9 protein-coding genes are annotated in these 16,857 nt (G+C 50.5%); 5 read left to right on the top strand and 4 right to left on the bottom strand.

The genetic code is table 11. The features are described from left to right. The first annotated feature begins 4 nt into the window (after positions 1-4). Genes HHI26_RS04165 through HHI26_RS04175 form a run of 3 tightly spaced genes read left to right on the top strand, consistent with a single transcriptional unit; the run spans position 5 to position 9,113 of the window. Positions 5-2,383 (top strand): hypothetical protein, encoded by a 2,379-nt coding sequence (locus HHI26_RS04165; RefSeq protein ID WP_171148653.1) that lies wholly within the window; start codon positions 5-7, stop codon positions 2,381-2,383. Continuing rightward, on the top strand, positions 2,380-6,483 hold the full coding sequence (locus HHI26_RS04170) for a contractile injection system tape measure protein (protein WP_171148654.1): 4,104 nt from the start codon (positions 2,380-2,382) through the stop codon (positions 6,481-6,483). Before HHI26_RS04165 ends, HHI26_RS04170 begins: the two co-directional genes overlap by 4 nt. Positions 6,484-6,494: 11 nt before the next feature. After that, on the top strand, positions 6,495-9,113 hold the full coding sequence (locus tag HHI26_RS04175; RefSeq protein ID WP_171148655.1) for a hypothetical protein: 2,619 nt from the start codon (positions 6,495-6,497) through the stop codon (positions 9,111-9,113). Between the two features lie 175 nt (positions 9,114-9,288). On the opposite strand, the gene HHI26_RS04180 is transcribed toward HHI26_RS04175, so the two are convergent. The 4 genes from HHI26_RS04180 to HHI26_RS04195 all read right to left on the bottom strand — a co-directional run bounded on the left by HHI26_RS04180 (position 9,289) and on the right by HHI26_RS04195 (position 13,731). Continuing rightward, positions 9,289-10,329: a hypothetical protein gene (locus HHI26_RS04180; RefSeq protein WP_171148656.1), complete on the bottom strand. Its 1,041-nt coding sequence runs from the start codon at positions 10,327-10,329 to the stop codon at positions 9,289-9,291. 239 nt (positions 10,330-10,568) lie between these two features. Continuing rightward, on the bottom strand, positions 10,569-11,015 hold the full coding sequence (locus tag HHI26_RS04185; RefSeq protein WP_171148693.1) for a DUF4157 domain-containing protein: 447 nt from the start codon (positions 11,013-11,015) through the stop codon (positions 10,569-10,571). A 76-nt stretch (positions 11,016-11,091) separates the two neighbouring features. After that, positions 11,092-12,465, bottom strand: a complete 1,374-nt coding sequence (locus HHI26_RS04190; protein WP_171148657.1) for an ATP-binding protein — start codon at positions 12,463-12,465, stop codon at positions 11,092-11,094. Positions 12,466-12,597: 132 nt separating this feature from the next. Beyond that, a complete protein-coding gene (locus HHI26_RS04195; RefSeq protein WP_171148658.1) occupies positions 12,598-13,731 on the bottom strand; it encodes an N-acetyltransferase in 1,134 nt (377 codons plus the stop codon). A 456-nt stretch (positions 13,732-14,187) separates the two neighbouring features. On the opposite strand from HHI26_RS04195, the gene HHI26_RS04200 reads away from it, so the two are divergent. Further along, positions 14,188-15,936 (top strand): fatty acyl-AMP ligase, encoded by a 1,749-nt coding sequence (locus tag HHI26_RS04200; protein ID WP_171148659.1) that lies wholly within the window; start codon positions 14,188-14,190, stop codon positions 15,934-15,936. Between the two features lie 5 nt (positions 15,937-15,941). Then, positions 15,942-16,853, top strand: a complete 912-nt coding sequence (locus HHI26_RS04205) for an NAD-dependent epimerase/dehydratase family protein (protein WP_133843447.1) — start codon at positions 15,942-15,944, stop codon at positions 16,851-16,853. Positions 16,854-16,857: the final 4 nt, after the last annotated feature.

A 16,857-nucleotide genomic window follows, 5' to 3' on the forward strand; every position in this document is an offset into this window, starting at 1 on the left:
CATAATGTCTAAGGCTATTTCAAAACAACGCCATAATGATAATCCAAATAGTTTTGAACACCTTTATCAGCTTGGCCTGACGTACATCCAGCAGCTGAGTGGTCGTCTCTGGACTGACTACAATACGCACGATCCGGGTATGACTATCCTGGAGCAGGTATGCTACGCCTTGACCGACCTTATCTATCGCTGTGAATTTGAAGTAACCGACTATCTCAGTGAACCCTCAGGGAACATTGATTACCGGGCGCATGGATTAGCATTCGCCCAGGACATCATCCCGGCCTACCCGCAGCAGCCTGAAGAGTATGAGACATGGTTATTAGCCCGGCTTCCTGAGTTGGATAAAGTGTGGTTACGCTGGAGTGAAGATGCCCCGCAGCTGGGTATTTACACCCTCAATGCACAGCTCAATCATTTTTACGCGTTAAGCCAGCAGCGTTCAATGGCTGGCCAGCGTTCGATTTATATACAGCAACATGCCGCTATTCATCGCATTCGCCAGGAGTTTTATCAGGTCCGGGCGGTGGGAGAAGATTTATCCGCCATTGAATTAACCGGACAACATCCTCTGACGCTGGCGGCTGTCATTCACATCAGCGACGATATTGCGGATGTCACCTGGCTTGCAGCCACCCTCTACCACCGGATTGGCCTTTGGCTTCAAGCTAATACGCAAAACACGCCCGCAACGCTGATGAAAGAATCGCTGCTCGCTCAAGACGGGATCCAACAAATCGATCGGCTGCAGTTTATCCACTACCCTGATAACAGCAGTCACGGTGAGTCATCTCCCGTTGATGATATCGCCCCTTTTTCTTATTTGATGCTGCCTGAACCCTCAGCGCATTCAGGCATCGAGATCATCCAGTTTCAGCACCCGGTTACCATCGACTATGCCGATCTCGCCATTAAAATAGAGCAGATCCAATACCAGCAACGTTCTGTACAGCTCAAAACGGCCACGCCCCCCGCGTTGCCCACTGGCCGATATTATGATTTCAGCCGTTATGAATCCATTCAAACGCTGTTCCCCAGAAACTATCATTTAGCACCAGGCACGCCGAATCATTACCATGCGCAACAGCAGGCCCAACGACATCAGCTGCGCAGCTACCTGCTGCTGTTTGACCAGCTAATGGCTAATTTTTGTGACGACATTGCCGGGTTGAATGCGCTGTTTTCGCTGTCATTAACGCCCGAGGCCACCTACCACGCGCATCGGTTACAAGATGATGAATTTTATAATATCGGCAAGCATTACCCTCAGGATGCAGGCACGCGCCTGGACCAGTTGCGTGCCCAGCTTGATGATTATCCTGAGCGGAAAAATCGCATCTTTACCTATTTACTTGCCCTGTATGGCGAACGCTTCCCGGAGTGGTTACATCGCCAGTTCAATCCGTATTTCACCGCCCCAAAATTAGAAAAACAGCTGCTGAAATATAAACAAACCTTTATTCTGAATATCGTCACGATGACTAATGGACGGGGCCTTGGTGATAATTTGCTTCAGCCTGAACATCAGGGTGGATATCGTCAGCGTCTTTCGTTACTGCTGGGGCTCTTCCCACTGGCGTCGTCCCAGGGGAGTTATACGCAGGCTATTGCCCGGTACTCACTGGACCTGGTGCCAGACGCACTCTACTTCTCAGGCGTTGCTGGCAAAAACGTGTTGCGTTTACTCAGCCCAGAAGCACAGGCGAACCTGCTGCCTTTAGCCGCTAATCGCCTGGTAGAATCCCCGAATGACGATGCTATTCAGCACAGCCTGTTAGCCACTCCCCTGTTCCACGAGCGCACGCTGCCTGACGTGCTGTTGCGGTTTGGTATTGATAACCGCAGATACCGCCTGCTCCCAGGCGCTGAGCATGACGATGACCAGCTGTTATTTAACGCCGGGATCGAAGGTAACCCGCAGTGGTTTTATATTGCCCGCCACCCCGATAAACAGGTACTCACCGCGCTTTGCCACCAGCTGCAACATTGGTTGATTGGGCTTAACCAAAACAGTGAAGGGCTTTATGTCGTTGAACCGATTTTACTGCGTACAGGGGACGATAACGCGTCGTTAAACGACCGTGCCAACCGGGTCATGCTTGTTTTGCCGGGCTACACCGCGCGCTTTAGTAACCTCAGGTTCCGCGAACAGGCGCAACAATTAATCATTGATAACAGCCCGGCGCACCTGTTAACGCAATGCCTGTGGCTTGATTTCTCCGCTTTTGGCCAATTCGAAACGCTGTATAGCCATTGGCGTCAGGCAAAATCCAGCGCACTTCAGCACAAAGAAAATCAGCCAACGTGCGATGCCAGCGCTCAACAGCTTCACCTGTTTATTCAGCGCTCACGCAATGAAACAGATGGGGCGTTGAGCCTATGAGTCAACGCCACAAAATAAACCACGCCAGCCTCGAATTCGACTTCACCGGATTTGCGGATGCAGAAACTTTTGAGTTACGTGCCGCACAGTGGGTGGTACAGCAATTTCTCCCGGTGATGGAGGCAGTATTTGACGAGGTGTGCCCTGAGCAGCAAATCCTGGTGATCGACACGCTGACCCTCGATCTTGGTGAGCTAAACGCTAAGACGTTTTACCGGCAGGCACCCGAAAAACTCAAACACAGCCTGGAAGCAGCACTGCGATCACAGCTGCACATCGCCATGCAGACATATCAGGCCACGCCTGTCGCTGCGCCTCATCGCGTGCAGGTATTGAGCCAGCAGCAACAGCGCTGGAACGTGCTCTGGCAGTTTCTCAGCACCGGCGCGCTCCCGTGGTCGGTTCCCGGCGAACAGCCGCTGGAATCACTGGGTTTATCTGACATGCTGACCGGGGATCCAGCCCGCCTGGTTAACGCGCTCAATACCACCAGCAGGCCTGAGCAAATATTACGACGGATCGTTGAGCAATTTCCCGCCAGCCACATTGCGGCGTTGTTTCCGTCGTTAGCGCCTGCGCAGCAATGGGAAATGATGTCACTTTTATTAGCGCATCCTGAAAGCCGTCAGGGTGATTTAACTGACCGACTGGCACTGGCGTGGTTCACACGTTTCACGCAGCTACTCGCACAACACAACCTGGCTCCACTCCGCCCCGATTGGGAAAGGCTGATCCACCGGTTTGCGCCGCAGCTGATTAAAGCCCTCTATGAGCGGCACACTGATAGCCAGCTCCCCGGGTGTCTGGTGCATGATTTAACGGAAGCGGAGCGTCTGCTGCTGCTGAGCGTATTAACACCGCAGGAATACCCATTTTTGAGCGCTATTCTGCGTGTGCCAGACTGGTGGCAGGTAAAAAGCCCCGCCGGTTTATCCTCGCGCGACGCTCACGCCACGCAGGCATCAAGCCCTGAGAAATCCGTTGCACTGTTACCCGCAGCGCAACTCCACCCGCATTTATGGCTTTTTACGCTGCAGTACCTGCTCAACGATCGTGGCAGTGCGTTCAACCGCCAAAGCTACATGGCAGGCCTGATAGTCCGGATGGCAAATTCGCAAAACCAAAAGGCGGATACGCTACTGGCATCGTTAATTGCAACGCTGAACAACACCACCATCGACAGCGCATTGCGGGAGCAGTTACTGCATTTACTCCATACCCTCGCGCCGGTTATTGCTTCACCGGCCTTTTTAAACGCAGCGGATAAACAGGAGGTCGCTGACACGCGCCTGCCCGTATCCACGCCTGCCGGAGCAGAGCCTGATGAGGCGAATCTGTCCAGCCGCGCAGTCCCCTTACGCCATATTAACGAGCTGGTTATAGCGCTCTGTTCCGGCGAAGAACATCAGCTCATGCGCTATTGGCCACCTCTTTCGTCACCCTTTGCCGCCTTATTACGCTGGTGTGGCCAACTGGAGTATGTACGCCGCCACTGGTCAGAAACCTATTCTGATCGCACCTTATTGGCACTGGCCGAAGCGCTGGAACCCCTTGCCACGCCGTTAATACGCATCCTGATCGTGCAACATCGCCTGTTTGCCCCCGAGAACGCCACGGCTACCAATCGCACGACGGCGATGAGTTTATGGCAGTTCACTTTTGCCTTTCTCATTGTGGAAAGCGGCGGCGGGTTTAACCCCAAAAGCTATCTTCGATCTCTCATCCAACGGATGGCATCCTGGCGTAATATTTCTTATATCAACCAGTTGGAAGCACTGAGAAAGCGCGTTATCACTGCCGGTGATTTTTCCCTCTCTGGCGTCACGTTAAGCCACCTGCTACAGGAACTCGCTCCGTCCAGCCTCCCGGAAAAATCCGCTCAACGAGATGAACCCTCACCGGCGTTTTTCCGGTTGTCACTCTCACCCTCGTTGATCGGTGGCCTCTCGCTGGCACAGCTGGCCGACATCGAAGACATCATCACTACGCTGCAAAGTGCCAGTCAAATCCACTGGAACAACCAGATTCATCACTGGCAGCGCGACCATGGAAAACGGCTGCCGCTGCTCATTGTCAGTTTGGGGCGCTCACTTGCCGTATTAATGCGCTGGGTAGCCCATTTCGATGATTCCGCCTTATTCACCTTAACGGCCATCGTCAATTCACATGCCGCAGAGACCGTACGTACGGTTATTCGCGAGAGCCATACCATCGGCAGGGCCATCAGTCACGCGTCAAATCCACCCGACACCAGCAATACCCGAAATGCCCTGTGGGAACTGACGCTGCACTACCTGATCAGCCGCCGGGGAAGTGAATTTAATCAATATCAATATTTGCTGAATATCACCGAACAGCTTTCTTCCCGCTACCAGATTGGCGTTGAAGTCTTCATTTACGAGTGGTTAAGTCTGAGCGATAGCGGCTTTTTATGGCGTCAGCAGTTGATTGATCTGGTTGAACATCACCAGCGACCTCCGGCAACGGCACCTCAGTTGCTCACGGCGATACTGTCCGATACCCACGTATTAGCAATAAGCCAGCAGCAGCACGCGCTTTTACAGCGCTATGCCGCGATCAACGCTTCGGCGATTGCAACGCAGTTGCAGACATGGGACACCCCGCAGTTAACGCGCCTGGTACACATCATGCAGCCACAACTCAGTGAGCGCATGATCGCGTTGCTGCCTTTGCTGCTGGCGATCGTCCATCATTTTACATTATCCCGGCACTGGTTTTACCCGCTGCTACTCAGCCATCAATGCCCTGCCACGCCAGAGCAATGGCTGCAACAGTTGCTGCGCCAGATATACAGGCACCCTGCATCACCCGACCGGACGCACTACCAGCAGTTGCAGCAGTTAGTGCTCAGCAGTAACGACATTCATCAGCACCCGGCGGAACGCCGGCGTTGGTTAGACAGCCTTCTGCCCGAAGATGCACTACGTGAAGCATTGCAGCTGTGGTTTGAAGGTAAAGCCCCCGCCCCGGCGCAGGGCCTGTTGACCGGTTTAGCGCAGCACTCATTACTGCCATGGTTGCAGCGTACCCTGGCAAACCCACGCCATATGCAGCGATGGCTTGAAGAGGTATCGGCTGAAACACATCAGGCGATGTTGTTCCCAACGCTCACCAGCGCGGCCCTCGCCTTGCTGGCATTACGCCAGGCGTTCTGCCAACTTTTTGAATCACCAAAACAGGGAGAATATCTGTTTTGGCAAACGCTTTATCGCCAGCATTGGCTCAAAGGTATGGCCATGACCGGCGACCGGTTCATGCAGGATGTACTCATCGGGTTAACTCCGTTATGGCGAACGCATACCCATCAGGACAAAGCATCTGACGATACATCGGTTGCCGCGCTGATTGGGCGGTTACTGCCGTTGATATCCTCTACGTCACAGCGAAAAACGTTAATACACATCGCCAGCCTGGGGGAACAAAAACCGCCGGCAAAAGCACCGTGGGTGTCCCATCTGAATCATCAGCAACAAGACATTAAACAGCTTATAGAGACCATTGATATGACAGAAAAAGATGAGAGGAAAAGCGCGGGGATCCCATGGGAAAAACCGCAGGATAACGCAGAAGTCAGCGCGGAACCGATCACCGTTTACAATGCGGGATTAGTGATCGCTGCACCCTATATTTCCATGTTATTTCAAAAGCTAGCGCTGACCGATGGGCGCAATTTTGTTGATCCCCAGGCACAGCTGCAAGCGCTGTTCTGCCTGCAATGGATGACGAATCACACTAACAGCGCGCCTGAATATCAGCTGCTACTGAACAAGGTGCTCTGCGGGATTGCGCCCTCTACGGCCATCCCCCAGCAGGTTGCATTACCGGAAGGGGCCGAAACGCTGATAGAGGGTTTGCTCACGGCCATAATTGCCCACTGGAAAGTCTTAGGAAAAACCTCCATCAGCGGGCTGCAAACTACCTTTATTCAACGTGAAGGTATGCTCACCTTCACCCCTAATCATTGGCAGTTGAATGTCATCCCCGCCACTTTTGACATGCTACTTGCCCAATTGCCGTGGAGTTTTCAGACCATTAAATACCCATGGATGGATATCCCCCTTTTTGTTTCATGGCGCTAAGGACGAACAAAATGATAAACCCTGGTTTCAGTCTGTTATCACTCATTCGTAAGCGGGCACTGCGGTTCGCCAGGCGTGTTGCCTGCGGGTTCTTCCTGCTTTGCGCTCTGCCCACGTTGGGTTACGCCGCGGAAAACGGCCTGATCGATAGCGTCCAGCCGTTTAAAACCTGCAGCAAACAGCTAACGGCGAGTGATAAGCGCAATTTAGGGAGAGCGATACAAACGCAGCTTGCCGCGTTGTATCAGAGCAACAGCGATTTCCAGGCCCAGTACAAAAGAGGCCAGCGGTTGAACGATGGCATCGTCGGCCCCACAACGCGCTACTGGCTTAACTATTTCTGCGATGAATTTGCTTTCACCGTACCGGAGTCCTCTAACGATCCGCACCAGATTTTCATTGAGTCTTTAATGATTGCGCTAAACCGCGCTGCCGAGAGAAATGCGCTTTATCCGACGTGGCGCACGGCGATAACGCCCCCGGAACTGCTGAGTTTTACCTCCGCTGAGATAGAATTAAAACTCGACCACAACAGCTCAAACGCCGGTAATCGTTCTGGTGCAGCCAAACCCGCAGAACCGCCTGCTCAGGAACGACCCGATAGCGATACGGCCCCCTATTATTACCAGCTGACCGAAAAAGACTTCGCCAGCCTGACGCTGCGTCAGACCGTACTGGCCACCTTTGCAAAATTAGAAAAGCAGCAGTTCGATCAACGCAGTCAGCTTTATAATCAGCTCAGCGCGTTATTTACTGAACTGAATATTCCCATTGCGCCACCACTTGATATCGACAGCTTGATTGACTCTTATACGATAGAGAGTTCGCAACCCAGTACCAGTGCGACCACCAGTACCAGCAACAGTACAAGTACAAGTACAAGTACAAGCACCAATCCAGCCGCCAATGCGGAAGGAAGTAATAGTGAGACAGAGACGCAAAATAGCGCTGATAAGAGCAGCGAGACGCCGGCGACCTCAACGCAAATGATTGAAACCAGTACACAGAGCGATACGCAAACATCGGCACCGCTGATCGTGTGGCAACTGAGCCCAGAGGCCCTGAGCAACACCATCAAGGAATTGAAGATCACCGCCCTGTCCAAAGAGGTGCTGAAAACGCTGGCACCGCTGCAGGATGAAGTCTTCCCGAGCCTCTATTTTTTACAAATGGCGGTTAATGAGGCGGGTATTCCGCCCAGCAGCCTGCAAAACATGGGTGTTTTCGAGCTGGCCAGGAAAAGCGGCCTGAGCCCTGCCCACGCCGTCCCCCAACACTGGGCAGCACCACCGGACTGCGGGTGTCAGGATAGTGCCAAATCTATCTTTAATGTGGGAACCTTTTACGGCTTTTACCCCTACTGGCAGCATCTTGAGAAAGGGCAAACGATTGATTTTAGTCGCCTGGATCGCATTGGCTACATTGGTGCGGTGATGAAACCCGAAGGGAACGGTAATACGTTAGTGCTGCCGCAAAACTGGTTAGCCGGGCCAACGTTCAGCCAGTTTATTCAGACGACCCACCGCTACAGGACAAAACTTGACCTGGTGGTCACCACGCCACGCGATCTTTCGCGCAACCAGCTAACCGCACTGTTTACCGACGATATGGTTAAACAGCTGGTCGCCTCCGTCACCACCCCCATGGATCAATACGTTATTAATCATGTGAGGCCATGGATAAGTTTTGGCCTCGAAGACGTGCCGTCGATGGCGGATGGCATTACGCTGGATATCGACCTTTCCATCCTGGACACTCCGGAGAGCCAGCAGGTCTTCTTCTCGTTCCTCGACAAACTGAAAATTGCGCTACGTCAGAGCTATCAGCACCAACCCAGTCCCCGTGACGTAGATGGCCCTCTCACCGACGGTGATCTCTATTATTTGAGCGTTATTGTCCCCGTTAAAAACGTGGTAGCGAATAAAGATGTAACAGGGAATGAAAATTTTTATAATTTCACAAATTTCAATGCGTTATCGCAACACACCAACCGGCTGATCGTACGACCGGGCTCACCGGCAACGCGCGATAAAGCCAGTGATGAGCTCGATCAAATAAAAGCGCTACAGCAATGGTTAAGCAGCCAGACCAATCAGTTAGAAGTACAGCAGGTATATAAACGGCTGGTCCCAATGCTGATCAGTGAGGATAACCGTGATCAAACAGTGGACCTGACTCAGCTGGTTAATCTTTCCAGCTGGACCTTCCTGGGCGCGGGTTACTGGCCGCTGCCATTAAGTGACGCCAATGAGAAGCTGATTGATCAAACGTTCTTCCCGGAAGCAACGCAATACCCGCAGCCGATCAATCAGGTATTAAATAGCGTCACCAGCCTGTTAAACTGGGTGTGTATTTATCGCTGGGAGATAAGAGCCGGTTTATTTGTCTCGTTCGTCTTTATTTTGCTGTTCCTCATCGTCTGTATCTGGTCGTTCCCACTGAGAAAACACCTGAGCGGCTTGCCCTTTGTCGCGCTGACGGCGCTATCGATTAGTGGATTGATGCTGGTGTTTGTCGCCGATCCGGCATTCCAGGATTACCAGGGACCAATTCTGATTATCTTTATGATCGTGATTGGCTGGATATTGTTTGCGGTACGGATGGTGAGGAAGGAGGGGGATAAGCCTTAGGTGTGAATTGCCATCTGGGGATAGCTGGCACAGACGCTATCCCCAGGGCTTTTTCTACCTGTCTTCATACGTACAAATAAGAAAAAATCAAAAACAGGAAATTAAACAATTTTAGTTACAGCCTTCATTCTGGTTATTCTAATTAATAGCCGATCATCATTAAATCGCCTCAAGATCAGTAAAAGCCAAGAGTTTTAATAATTGTATTAATCTTGTTTACATCTAAGACCTCAGTCGACTCCGAATCTTCAATAAGCTTATTTATTTCAATAACTTGCTGCTGGGGCCACTTGCCCGTTACAGCGACATAGCGAGCCAAGATCATCTCCAGTTTAGAGTGGTCCAATACGGAAACTGAATCAGCATTATTTGCATCTTTAACATACGTAACACTATTCATACCATTTACCATCTCTCGGTAGGAATTATTAGCCTGCCCAAGTTCAGTTTTATCTATGCCGGAATAATCACGATTTTGTAACTGCTGACCATAACCAAGTTGATTTATCTGAACGGCATTACTAACAGCATTTGTTCTTTCAGTCGGTGACTGCCCTATTGGATTGTCAGGTCTGTTAGACAGAGATTTATGATAGTCAGTATCACCTGCCAGTAAACCACGTTGCATCTCTCGGTACTGTCCGGCGTTCATATTTGTTTCATCAGGTTTTGAGCTAGAGCCTGTCCCTATATGATCACGATGTAAAACCTTCACTTCCTGGTAAGCTGGAGCTATGTTTTCTAATATCTGTGCATCTTTAGATTCCCCTCTGGGTAAATGCCCACCGGCCAATACTGCATATCCAATAGTATGTTCAGATTCATGCGTTGCACCAGATACTCTTCTCTTATATAACGCCTTCAGTCGTTTCTGTTCACGGCTTTTAGCGCCATGTTGGCCAGCACCATATCTCACTCTTCCTGTCGGTAAACCATCTACCCGTCTAACGGTCAATACGTTCTTACTTATACGTGCAGACTTCATGCCTTTAACCTTATCCGCCTTATTGGTCTTATCCTTATTCTTCTTTATTGCATTTAGCGAAACACACTGAACAGGTTCGTTTGAATTTTCCTGCAAATGTACAAACTGCTTAGCCTCAGGTCGGTTATCAACAAAACTAAAACATTGCGTAGTATTATTCTTCCCTGCGGAATGACTCCCGGCATTCAACAAGGTTTTTCTGTATTTTTTTTCTTTTGTTTTCACATTCATATATAAACCCTTTGATTTCCCGCCCCACCCTTAACCTTACTTGATTATTTTAAAAAAACAGGAGGTGGCAGATATATTTAATGGTATTCACCTTTCACTGTGATTTTTCTTCATAGTAAAAAGCGCTAATGATTATCATCTTAAATTATAGAAATTTGAGGTAAATTTCGGTCCTTTACACCGTCAATCCAATGAGAAAATACAGACAGTAGCCTTCCACGATTCCTAACGCGTTTTCTTCACTCCCGCAATGCCCTCCCCCCCAGCACATCAGCCTCATGCTCCAGCGCCGGACAATCATTTACCGCCATTCCCGCCACTGACGTCGTCGCAACCACCCGTCCCTGCGCCTGCTGCACCACGTGCCCCAGTTCATGCGGCAGGTGTTTTTCCTGGCCAGAAGCAAGGTGGATATCGCTGCCCTGGGCGTAGGCATGCGCCTGAACGGTTGCCGGTTTTGCCGAGTTATAGTGCACCCGGACATGATCCAGGCTCATGCCGCTAATATTTTCCATGCCGCTTTTCAGGTTATCGGGCAGCCCGGTTTTATTCGCCTGTCTTTGCACCATCTCATGGCGATTGTCCTCCAGCGAGGCCGGTGCATTGCTGGCTTTGCGCTGCGATACTGCCGCCGGAGAAACAGCCCGCCGGGTTGATTGATGTCGTGCCGTCTGTTTTGAAAACATCACAAATCGTCCTCTTTCTTAATTTGGCTAAATCAGAGAGTAAAATCTGCCTCACGCCAGCGGTGTGACACCGCATTCACTCAAAGAATATTTTGTTATCTTTCCTGAATTCCTGGCGAATGCTGGCAACAATATCGTCCTGAGTAACCCTCCGTTCGCCCCGCTGAATGGCGGTTAATGCGCACTGGCGCAGCACGTTGATGATTTGCCCGCCAGCCACTTCATAGCGGTCGGCAATGGCAGGTAAGTTGACATCCTCCGCGAGTTCACACGCACCATGAAAGGCGTTTTGCCATAGCTGTAAGCGCTCTTTCGGGCCGGGAATCGCAAACTGAACCATGCTCTGGAAACGCCGGGTAAAGGCTTCATCCATATTGGTTTTCAGGTTAGTGGCTATAATGATCGTACCGGGAAAATCCTCTATTTTTTGCAGTAAATAGCCGGTTAGCTGGTTGGCATGCCGGTCATTGGATGAGCTGACTTCCGAGCGTTTACCAAACAGCGCGTCCCCTTCGTCAAAGAACAGGATCCACTCTTTGTAGCTGGCAGCGTCAAATACGCGGGATAAGTTTTTCTCGGTTTCGCCTATGTATTTTGATACCACCATGGATAAATCGACACGATAGACATCCCGCTGGGTGGCCTTGCCCAACAGCGCGGCGGTTAACGTTTTACCGGTACCTGGGGGACCAAAGAACACCGCGCGATATCCAGGCTTCACCTTTTTTGCCAGTTGCCATTCATGCATCAGCGTCTGGCCATGTTTGAGCCAGGCATGCAATTCTTCAATTTGCGCCATGACGTCGCTATCCAGTACCAGATCGTCCCATTCCAGCGGAGACTCCAGTAAATGGGCCGGGAAGCTCGCGCTTAACTCCGGGCGCAATCGTTCACCGGTCGTAAAATAGTGCAGCCACTCTTCATTTAATCGATAAATGCCGGCCCATTTGGGCACACCTTCATCAACAGACAGCAATTGGGTGACCTGCTCAGCCATCAGGCGATGTTTGTTTGAAAAGAGGGCCTGAGCATAAACGCGCCAGTCTGGGTCATTGCCGCTGATAAGAAAGTTGAGCGTTTGCCCGGTGGGAATGAAACCGCTAAAGGCTTTGTCACTGACGCCGCCAAATTCGGTAAAAGGGCGATCGATAAGGCTGTTAAGACCAAAGAAAATATCGAGGGTATTGGGTTTAACGCTGGGTGCCATGGCAAGCACCAGGGCCAGACGTTCAAAAACAGATAATTGCCAGCCAATAATCAGATCGGCATAAGGTGTGCCTTTCGCCAGTTCCGGTGGTGAAATATCTGACCAGTGGCGTTCATGCCCTTCTTGTTTGAGATAGCTGCAAATAACCTGATTAATAACCTGCGACAGCCACGTCATCTCGCGGTAGAGCACGTTGACGTTGTTTGCTTGTTGTTGATTTTCGACATCGGCTTGTAGGGTCATGGCACATCCGTGAAAAAAGAAGCGTTAAGATTAAGACTGCTTTTTGCCAGAAGCGTATGCAACGATCCTATTATAGCGCACGTCATTTAATCCGGTCGTTTTTTCAACAGCACCTGTCGCGCGAAGCGGCCGCTAAACGTCACTCAACACCTTCTCATACAGCCGATAACGCTTATACGGCACCGCACCTACCCGCTCCAGCATCGAACACATACTGCGGTTAGTTTCCAGAATCCACGACATCTCTAATGCCTCGATCCTGCGCCTGGCAAAAGGATCGCGTAACGCCTCAATCAGCAGCAGCGCAATCACCGGTCCTGTCCGGCTAAACTGATACTCCTGGCGCACTCCCATCAACGGCACGCGCGCGGTGCGAACGCCGCTCACTTTCAGGCGCCATAACAGTTTTGCCCAGCCAAAGGGCAATAAACGTCCGTTTAAATCTGCGATGGCCTCATTAATATTGGGCAAGCCCACAATAAATGCGCAGGGCCTGGCATCGATTTCAGCGATGTAGATCAGGTCGTCAGGGACCAAAAACTTAAGCTGGTCGCCCATCACGGCAAACTCATGCTGCGTAAAAGGAACAAAGCCCCAGTTGTTTTGCCAGCCGGAGTTAAAGATCTGCCGCATGATCTGCATCTCTTCACCAAACTGACTACGGTTGAGACGGCGGATGGTGACCTTTTTGCGCACCTGGTCCATCAGGCGGGTTAATGACGGGGAAAAGTGCAGATCGGTACGGCGCATCCACCAGGCCGTTAAGTCTATGCCTTTGGCATAACCCTGCTGCTCCAGCGCCTTCGCATAATAAGGCTTACCGTGCGGCATCATGGTCGAAGGCGGTGTATCAAAACCCTCGATAAGCAACCCACTCTCCTGATTGATATTCAGTCCAAAAGGCCCGGTGATTTTCCGTGCGCCCTTCGACTTCAGCCAGCTCTCTGCCGCGCTAAACAGCGCGCTAAACACCTCGGGATCGTCAATGGCCTCAATCATGCCAAAATGCCCGGTGTCAGCCCCATAACGCTCGCGATGTAAGGTATCGACCTGTGCGGTGATGCGCCCAACCACTCTGCCCTCTTTCTTAGCCACCCATGCCTGCCATTCAATATGTTCTGCTGCTGGGTTTTTCTTAGAAAGATGCTCTGCGCGTTCACTATATAAGGGGGCTATCCAGTGAGGATCATCACGATAGAGTAACGAGGGGAAAGTGATGAATACCTTACGTTCATCCTTATTCTTCACTTTTTCGATGCAAATCATAAAACCCTTAAGCTTTACTATAAAGGAAACAATAGTAACCTGAAAAAAAAATCATTAAACTTGCGTTTCACTGCTATTTACTCCCACATTTAAAATAAATTAAGGCATGAAAAAATTATCATTTGAAGAGATATTGCTATTTTTACCTGTTAATGCGCTTCCCACCGTCAACATTAAACAAAGCATACACTTCATCGAAGCTTGCCGTCATAATAACGGCTAAGCAATGACATGAGAACATTACCCCTCCCATGGAGAGCCCATCAAAATAGCTGCCACTAACCACATGACAAAATCGAAATCTTAATCAAAATCGAGGCTTTCAATGCTAATAGATACTGAAATTACAATTCAACACAAAATTTAATTCAAAATCACTAGCGTATGAATACATATATTGATTTTTACAAAAAACAATATTTTTCGTGGCTACTCTTTTAGGGTGATTGTTAATCTATGGCTCCATTATATCTGTCTGAAACCAGTTCAACCCATTCTCTTCCCCTGCGCCATGCTGATTTCCCCAGTCTGGTCGAAGCATTAAATTACGCAGCCCAGGGAAATACCGGAATGAATTTTTACGACCGACGAAATCAGCTCTTAGCTGTACTGGAATATCGTTCACTAAAGCAGCGTGCTATTGCAGGAGCGCGACGCCTGTTATCACTCAATCTTAATCGGGGCGACCGCGTGGCACTGATTGCTGAGACGGAGGTAGGCTTTGTCGAGGCTTTCTTTGCCTGCCAGTATGCAGGGCTGGTTGCCGTACCGCTGGCGGTCCCAATGGGAATGGGTCAGCGTCATTCTTATATTACGAAACTCCACGCGCTATTAATCAACTGTCAGCCTGTTGCTATTATCAGTAATGAAGAGTGGTTGCCCCTGATTCGCCCGGCCTGCACGGATGCGATGACCATTCATATTCTTAGCAATACTGACTTTCAGGAGTTGCCGGAGAAAGAGGTCGAATTACCCCTGCCATCACCCAATGATATTGCCTATCTCCAGTACACATCGGGCAGTACGCGCTTTCCACGTGGTGTGATGATTACCCACCGCGCGGCTATGTCTAATCTGCAGGTGATAAGCCGTCACGGTATCAACGCACGGGTGGGCGACCGTTGTATTTCCTGGCTACCGTTTTATCACGATATGGGGCTGGTGGGCTTCCTGTTGACGCCAGTAGCAACCCAGCTATCCGTCGATTATTTACGCACTCAGGACTTCGCCATGCGTCCGATGCAGTGGTTAAAATTAATCACGAAAAATCGTTGCAGTATTTCTGTCGCGCCCCCCTTCGGCTATGACTTGTGCTTACGCCGATGTAATGATAAAGAATTAGCTGGAATTGACCTCGCCAGTTGGCGTATCGCGGGTGTCGGCGCTGAACCTATTTCCGCTGAGCAACTGACTCTGTTTGCTCAACACTTCAGTCAAGTTAATTTTAATAGCAAGGCTTTTATGCCTTGTTATGGATTGGCGGAAAATACACTGGCGGTCTGCTTCGTGGAAGAGAACTCAGGCCTGCTGATTGACAAGGTTGACCGTAGCATTCTTGAATATCAGAATAAAGCAGTGCCACCAGGCCCGCACACTCAATCAACCTCGGCCTTTGTTAATTGTGGCAAAGCCCTGCCGCATCACCGCATCGAGATTCGTAGCGACACGGGCATTCCGTTATCTGAGCGTGAAGTCGGAAATATTTTTATTTCAGGCCCCAGTTTAATGAGCGGCTACTTTCAGGATGCCACATCGCAACAGGAGATCCAGTCTAAAGGATGGATGGATACGGGTGATTTAGGCTATTTGCTCAATGGTTGCCTGTTTGTCACCGGGCGTAAGAAAGACCTGATGATTATCCGGGGCCGTAATATATGGCCTCAGGATATTGAATATATTGCCGAGCTGGAGCCAGAAATTCATTCCGGTGATGCAATAGCCTTCGTTACCGCTCACGATCAGAATGCCCGGATCATTTTGCAAATCCAGTGCAGGGTCAGTTCCGAAGAGCGTCGGGCGCAAATCATCCATACGTTAACATCGCATATTCACAGCGAATTTGGCGTTACTGTCGGGATTGAACTGCTGCCACCGCATAGTCTCCCGCGCACCTCTTCAGGTAAACCGGCCCGTGCGGAGGCGAAGAAACGCTATCTTAACGCGCGGAATGAAGCCATCAACACGCATGCAAAGCTGGCAGGTTGACCGCCATGCCCGTCACGATCGCCCTCACCGGCATGACAGGCTTTATCGGCAGGCATATTGCTGAGAATTTGCTGGCGCGGGGTTATGCCGTGCGGGCTCTCACCCGCAGCAAAGCTGATAAAACATCAGTGAACAATCTGACGTGGATAACAGGCGATCTGGATAACCCCGATGCGCTCTCTGAATTAGTTTACGGTGCTGAGAGCGTGGTGCATTGTGCGGGCCAGGTTCGTGGGCACAAAGAAGCGATCTTTACTCACTGTAATGTCACCGGCAGTCTGCAACTGCTACAGGCGGCTAAAAAAAGTGGCCACATTAAGCGTTTCTTATTTATGTCTTCTCTGGCTGCCCGCCACCCTGGTTTGTCATGGTATGCCCATTCCAAATATGTTGCAGAACAGCAGTTAACTGCCCGCGCGGCGGATATGACCCTCGGAATATTTCGCCCAACGGCGGTGTACGGCCCCGGCGACAAAGAACTCAAACCGCTGTTCACCTGGCTTTTGCGTGGCGTGCTTCCCCGGATGGGAGCATCAGATGCCCGGCTGTCTTTCATCCACGTCAGCGATTTAGCAGAGGCCGTTGGGCAATGGCTAGTCGCCGAACCACAGCCGACTCTTCCCTATGAGCTCTGTGATGGTAATTCCTATAGCTGGCAGCGATTACAACAGATTGGTGAGAACGTGCGTAATGGAAGAGTGCGCTTAATCACAGTTCCTTTCCCTGTGCTCAACCTTATGGCTGATATCAGCCAGGTGTCGAGCAGACTTTCTGGAAAAGAACCGATGCTGACGCGCAGCAAAATTCATGAATTAACCCATCCGGATTGGTCTGCAAGTCATCTCAGTTTGTCCCGACATATTCACTGGAGCCCGATGATAAGTTTGATTCATGCCCTGCGTGAAGGACTCTTTTAATCAT

The sequence above is a fragment of the Erwinia sp. JH02 genome (assembly GCF_013074405.1).
Lineage (GTDB): Bacteria > Pseudomonadota > Gammaproteobacteria > Enterobacterales > Enterobacteriaceae > Erwinia > Erwinia rhapontici.

Excerpts from the sequence above, each read along its gene's own strand:
- HHI26_RS04200 (WP_171148659.1), top strand. The coding sequence starts at position 14,188 with ATGGCTCCATTATATCTGTCTGAAACCAGTTCAACCCATTCTCTTCCC.
- HHI26_RS04165 (WP_171148653.1), top strand. The coding sequence starts at position 5 with ATGTCTAAGGCTATTTCAAAACAACGCCATAATGATAATCCAAATAGT.
- HHI26_RS04175 (WP_171148655.1), top strand. The coding sequence starts at position 6,495 with ATGATAAACCCTGGTTTCAGTCTGTTATCACTCATTCGTAAGCGGGCA.
- HHI26_RS04190 (WP_171148657.1), bottom strand. The coding sequence starts at position 12,465 with ATGACCCTACAAGCCGATGTCGAAAATCAACAACAAGCAAACAACGTC.
- HHI26_RS04170 (WP_171148654.1), top strand. The coding sequence starts at position 2,380 with ATGAGTCAACGCCACAAAATAAACCACGCCAGCCTCGAATTCGACTTC.
- HHI26_RS04185 (WP_171148693.1), bottom strand. The coding sequence starts at position 11,015 with ATGTTTTCAAAACAGACGGCACGACATCAATCAACCCGGCGGGCTGTT.
- HHI26_RS04205 (WP_133843447.1), top strand. The coding sequence starts at position 15,942 with ATGCCCGTCACGATCGCCCTCACCGGCATGACAGGCTTTATCGGCAGG.
- HHI26_RS04195 (WP_171148658.1), bottom strand. The coding sequence starts at position 13,731 with ATGATTTGCATCGAAAAAGTGAAGAATAAGGATGAACGTAAGGTATTC.
- HHI26_RS04180 (WP_171148656.1), bottom strand. The coding sequence starts at position 10,329 with ATGAATGTGAAAACAAAAGAAAAAAAATACAGAAAAACCTTGTTGAAT.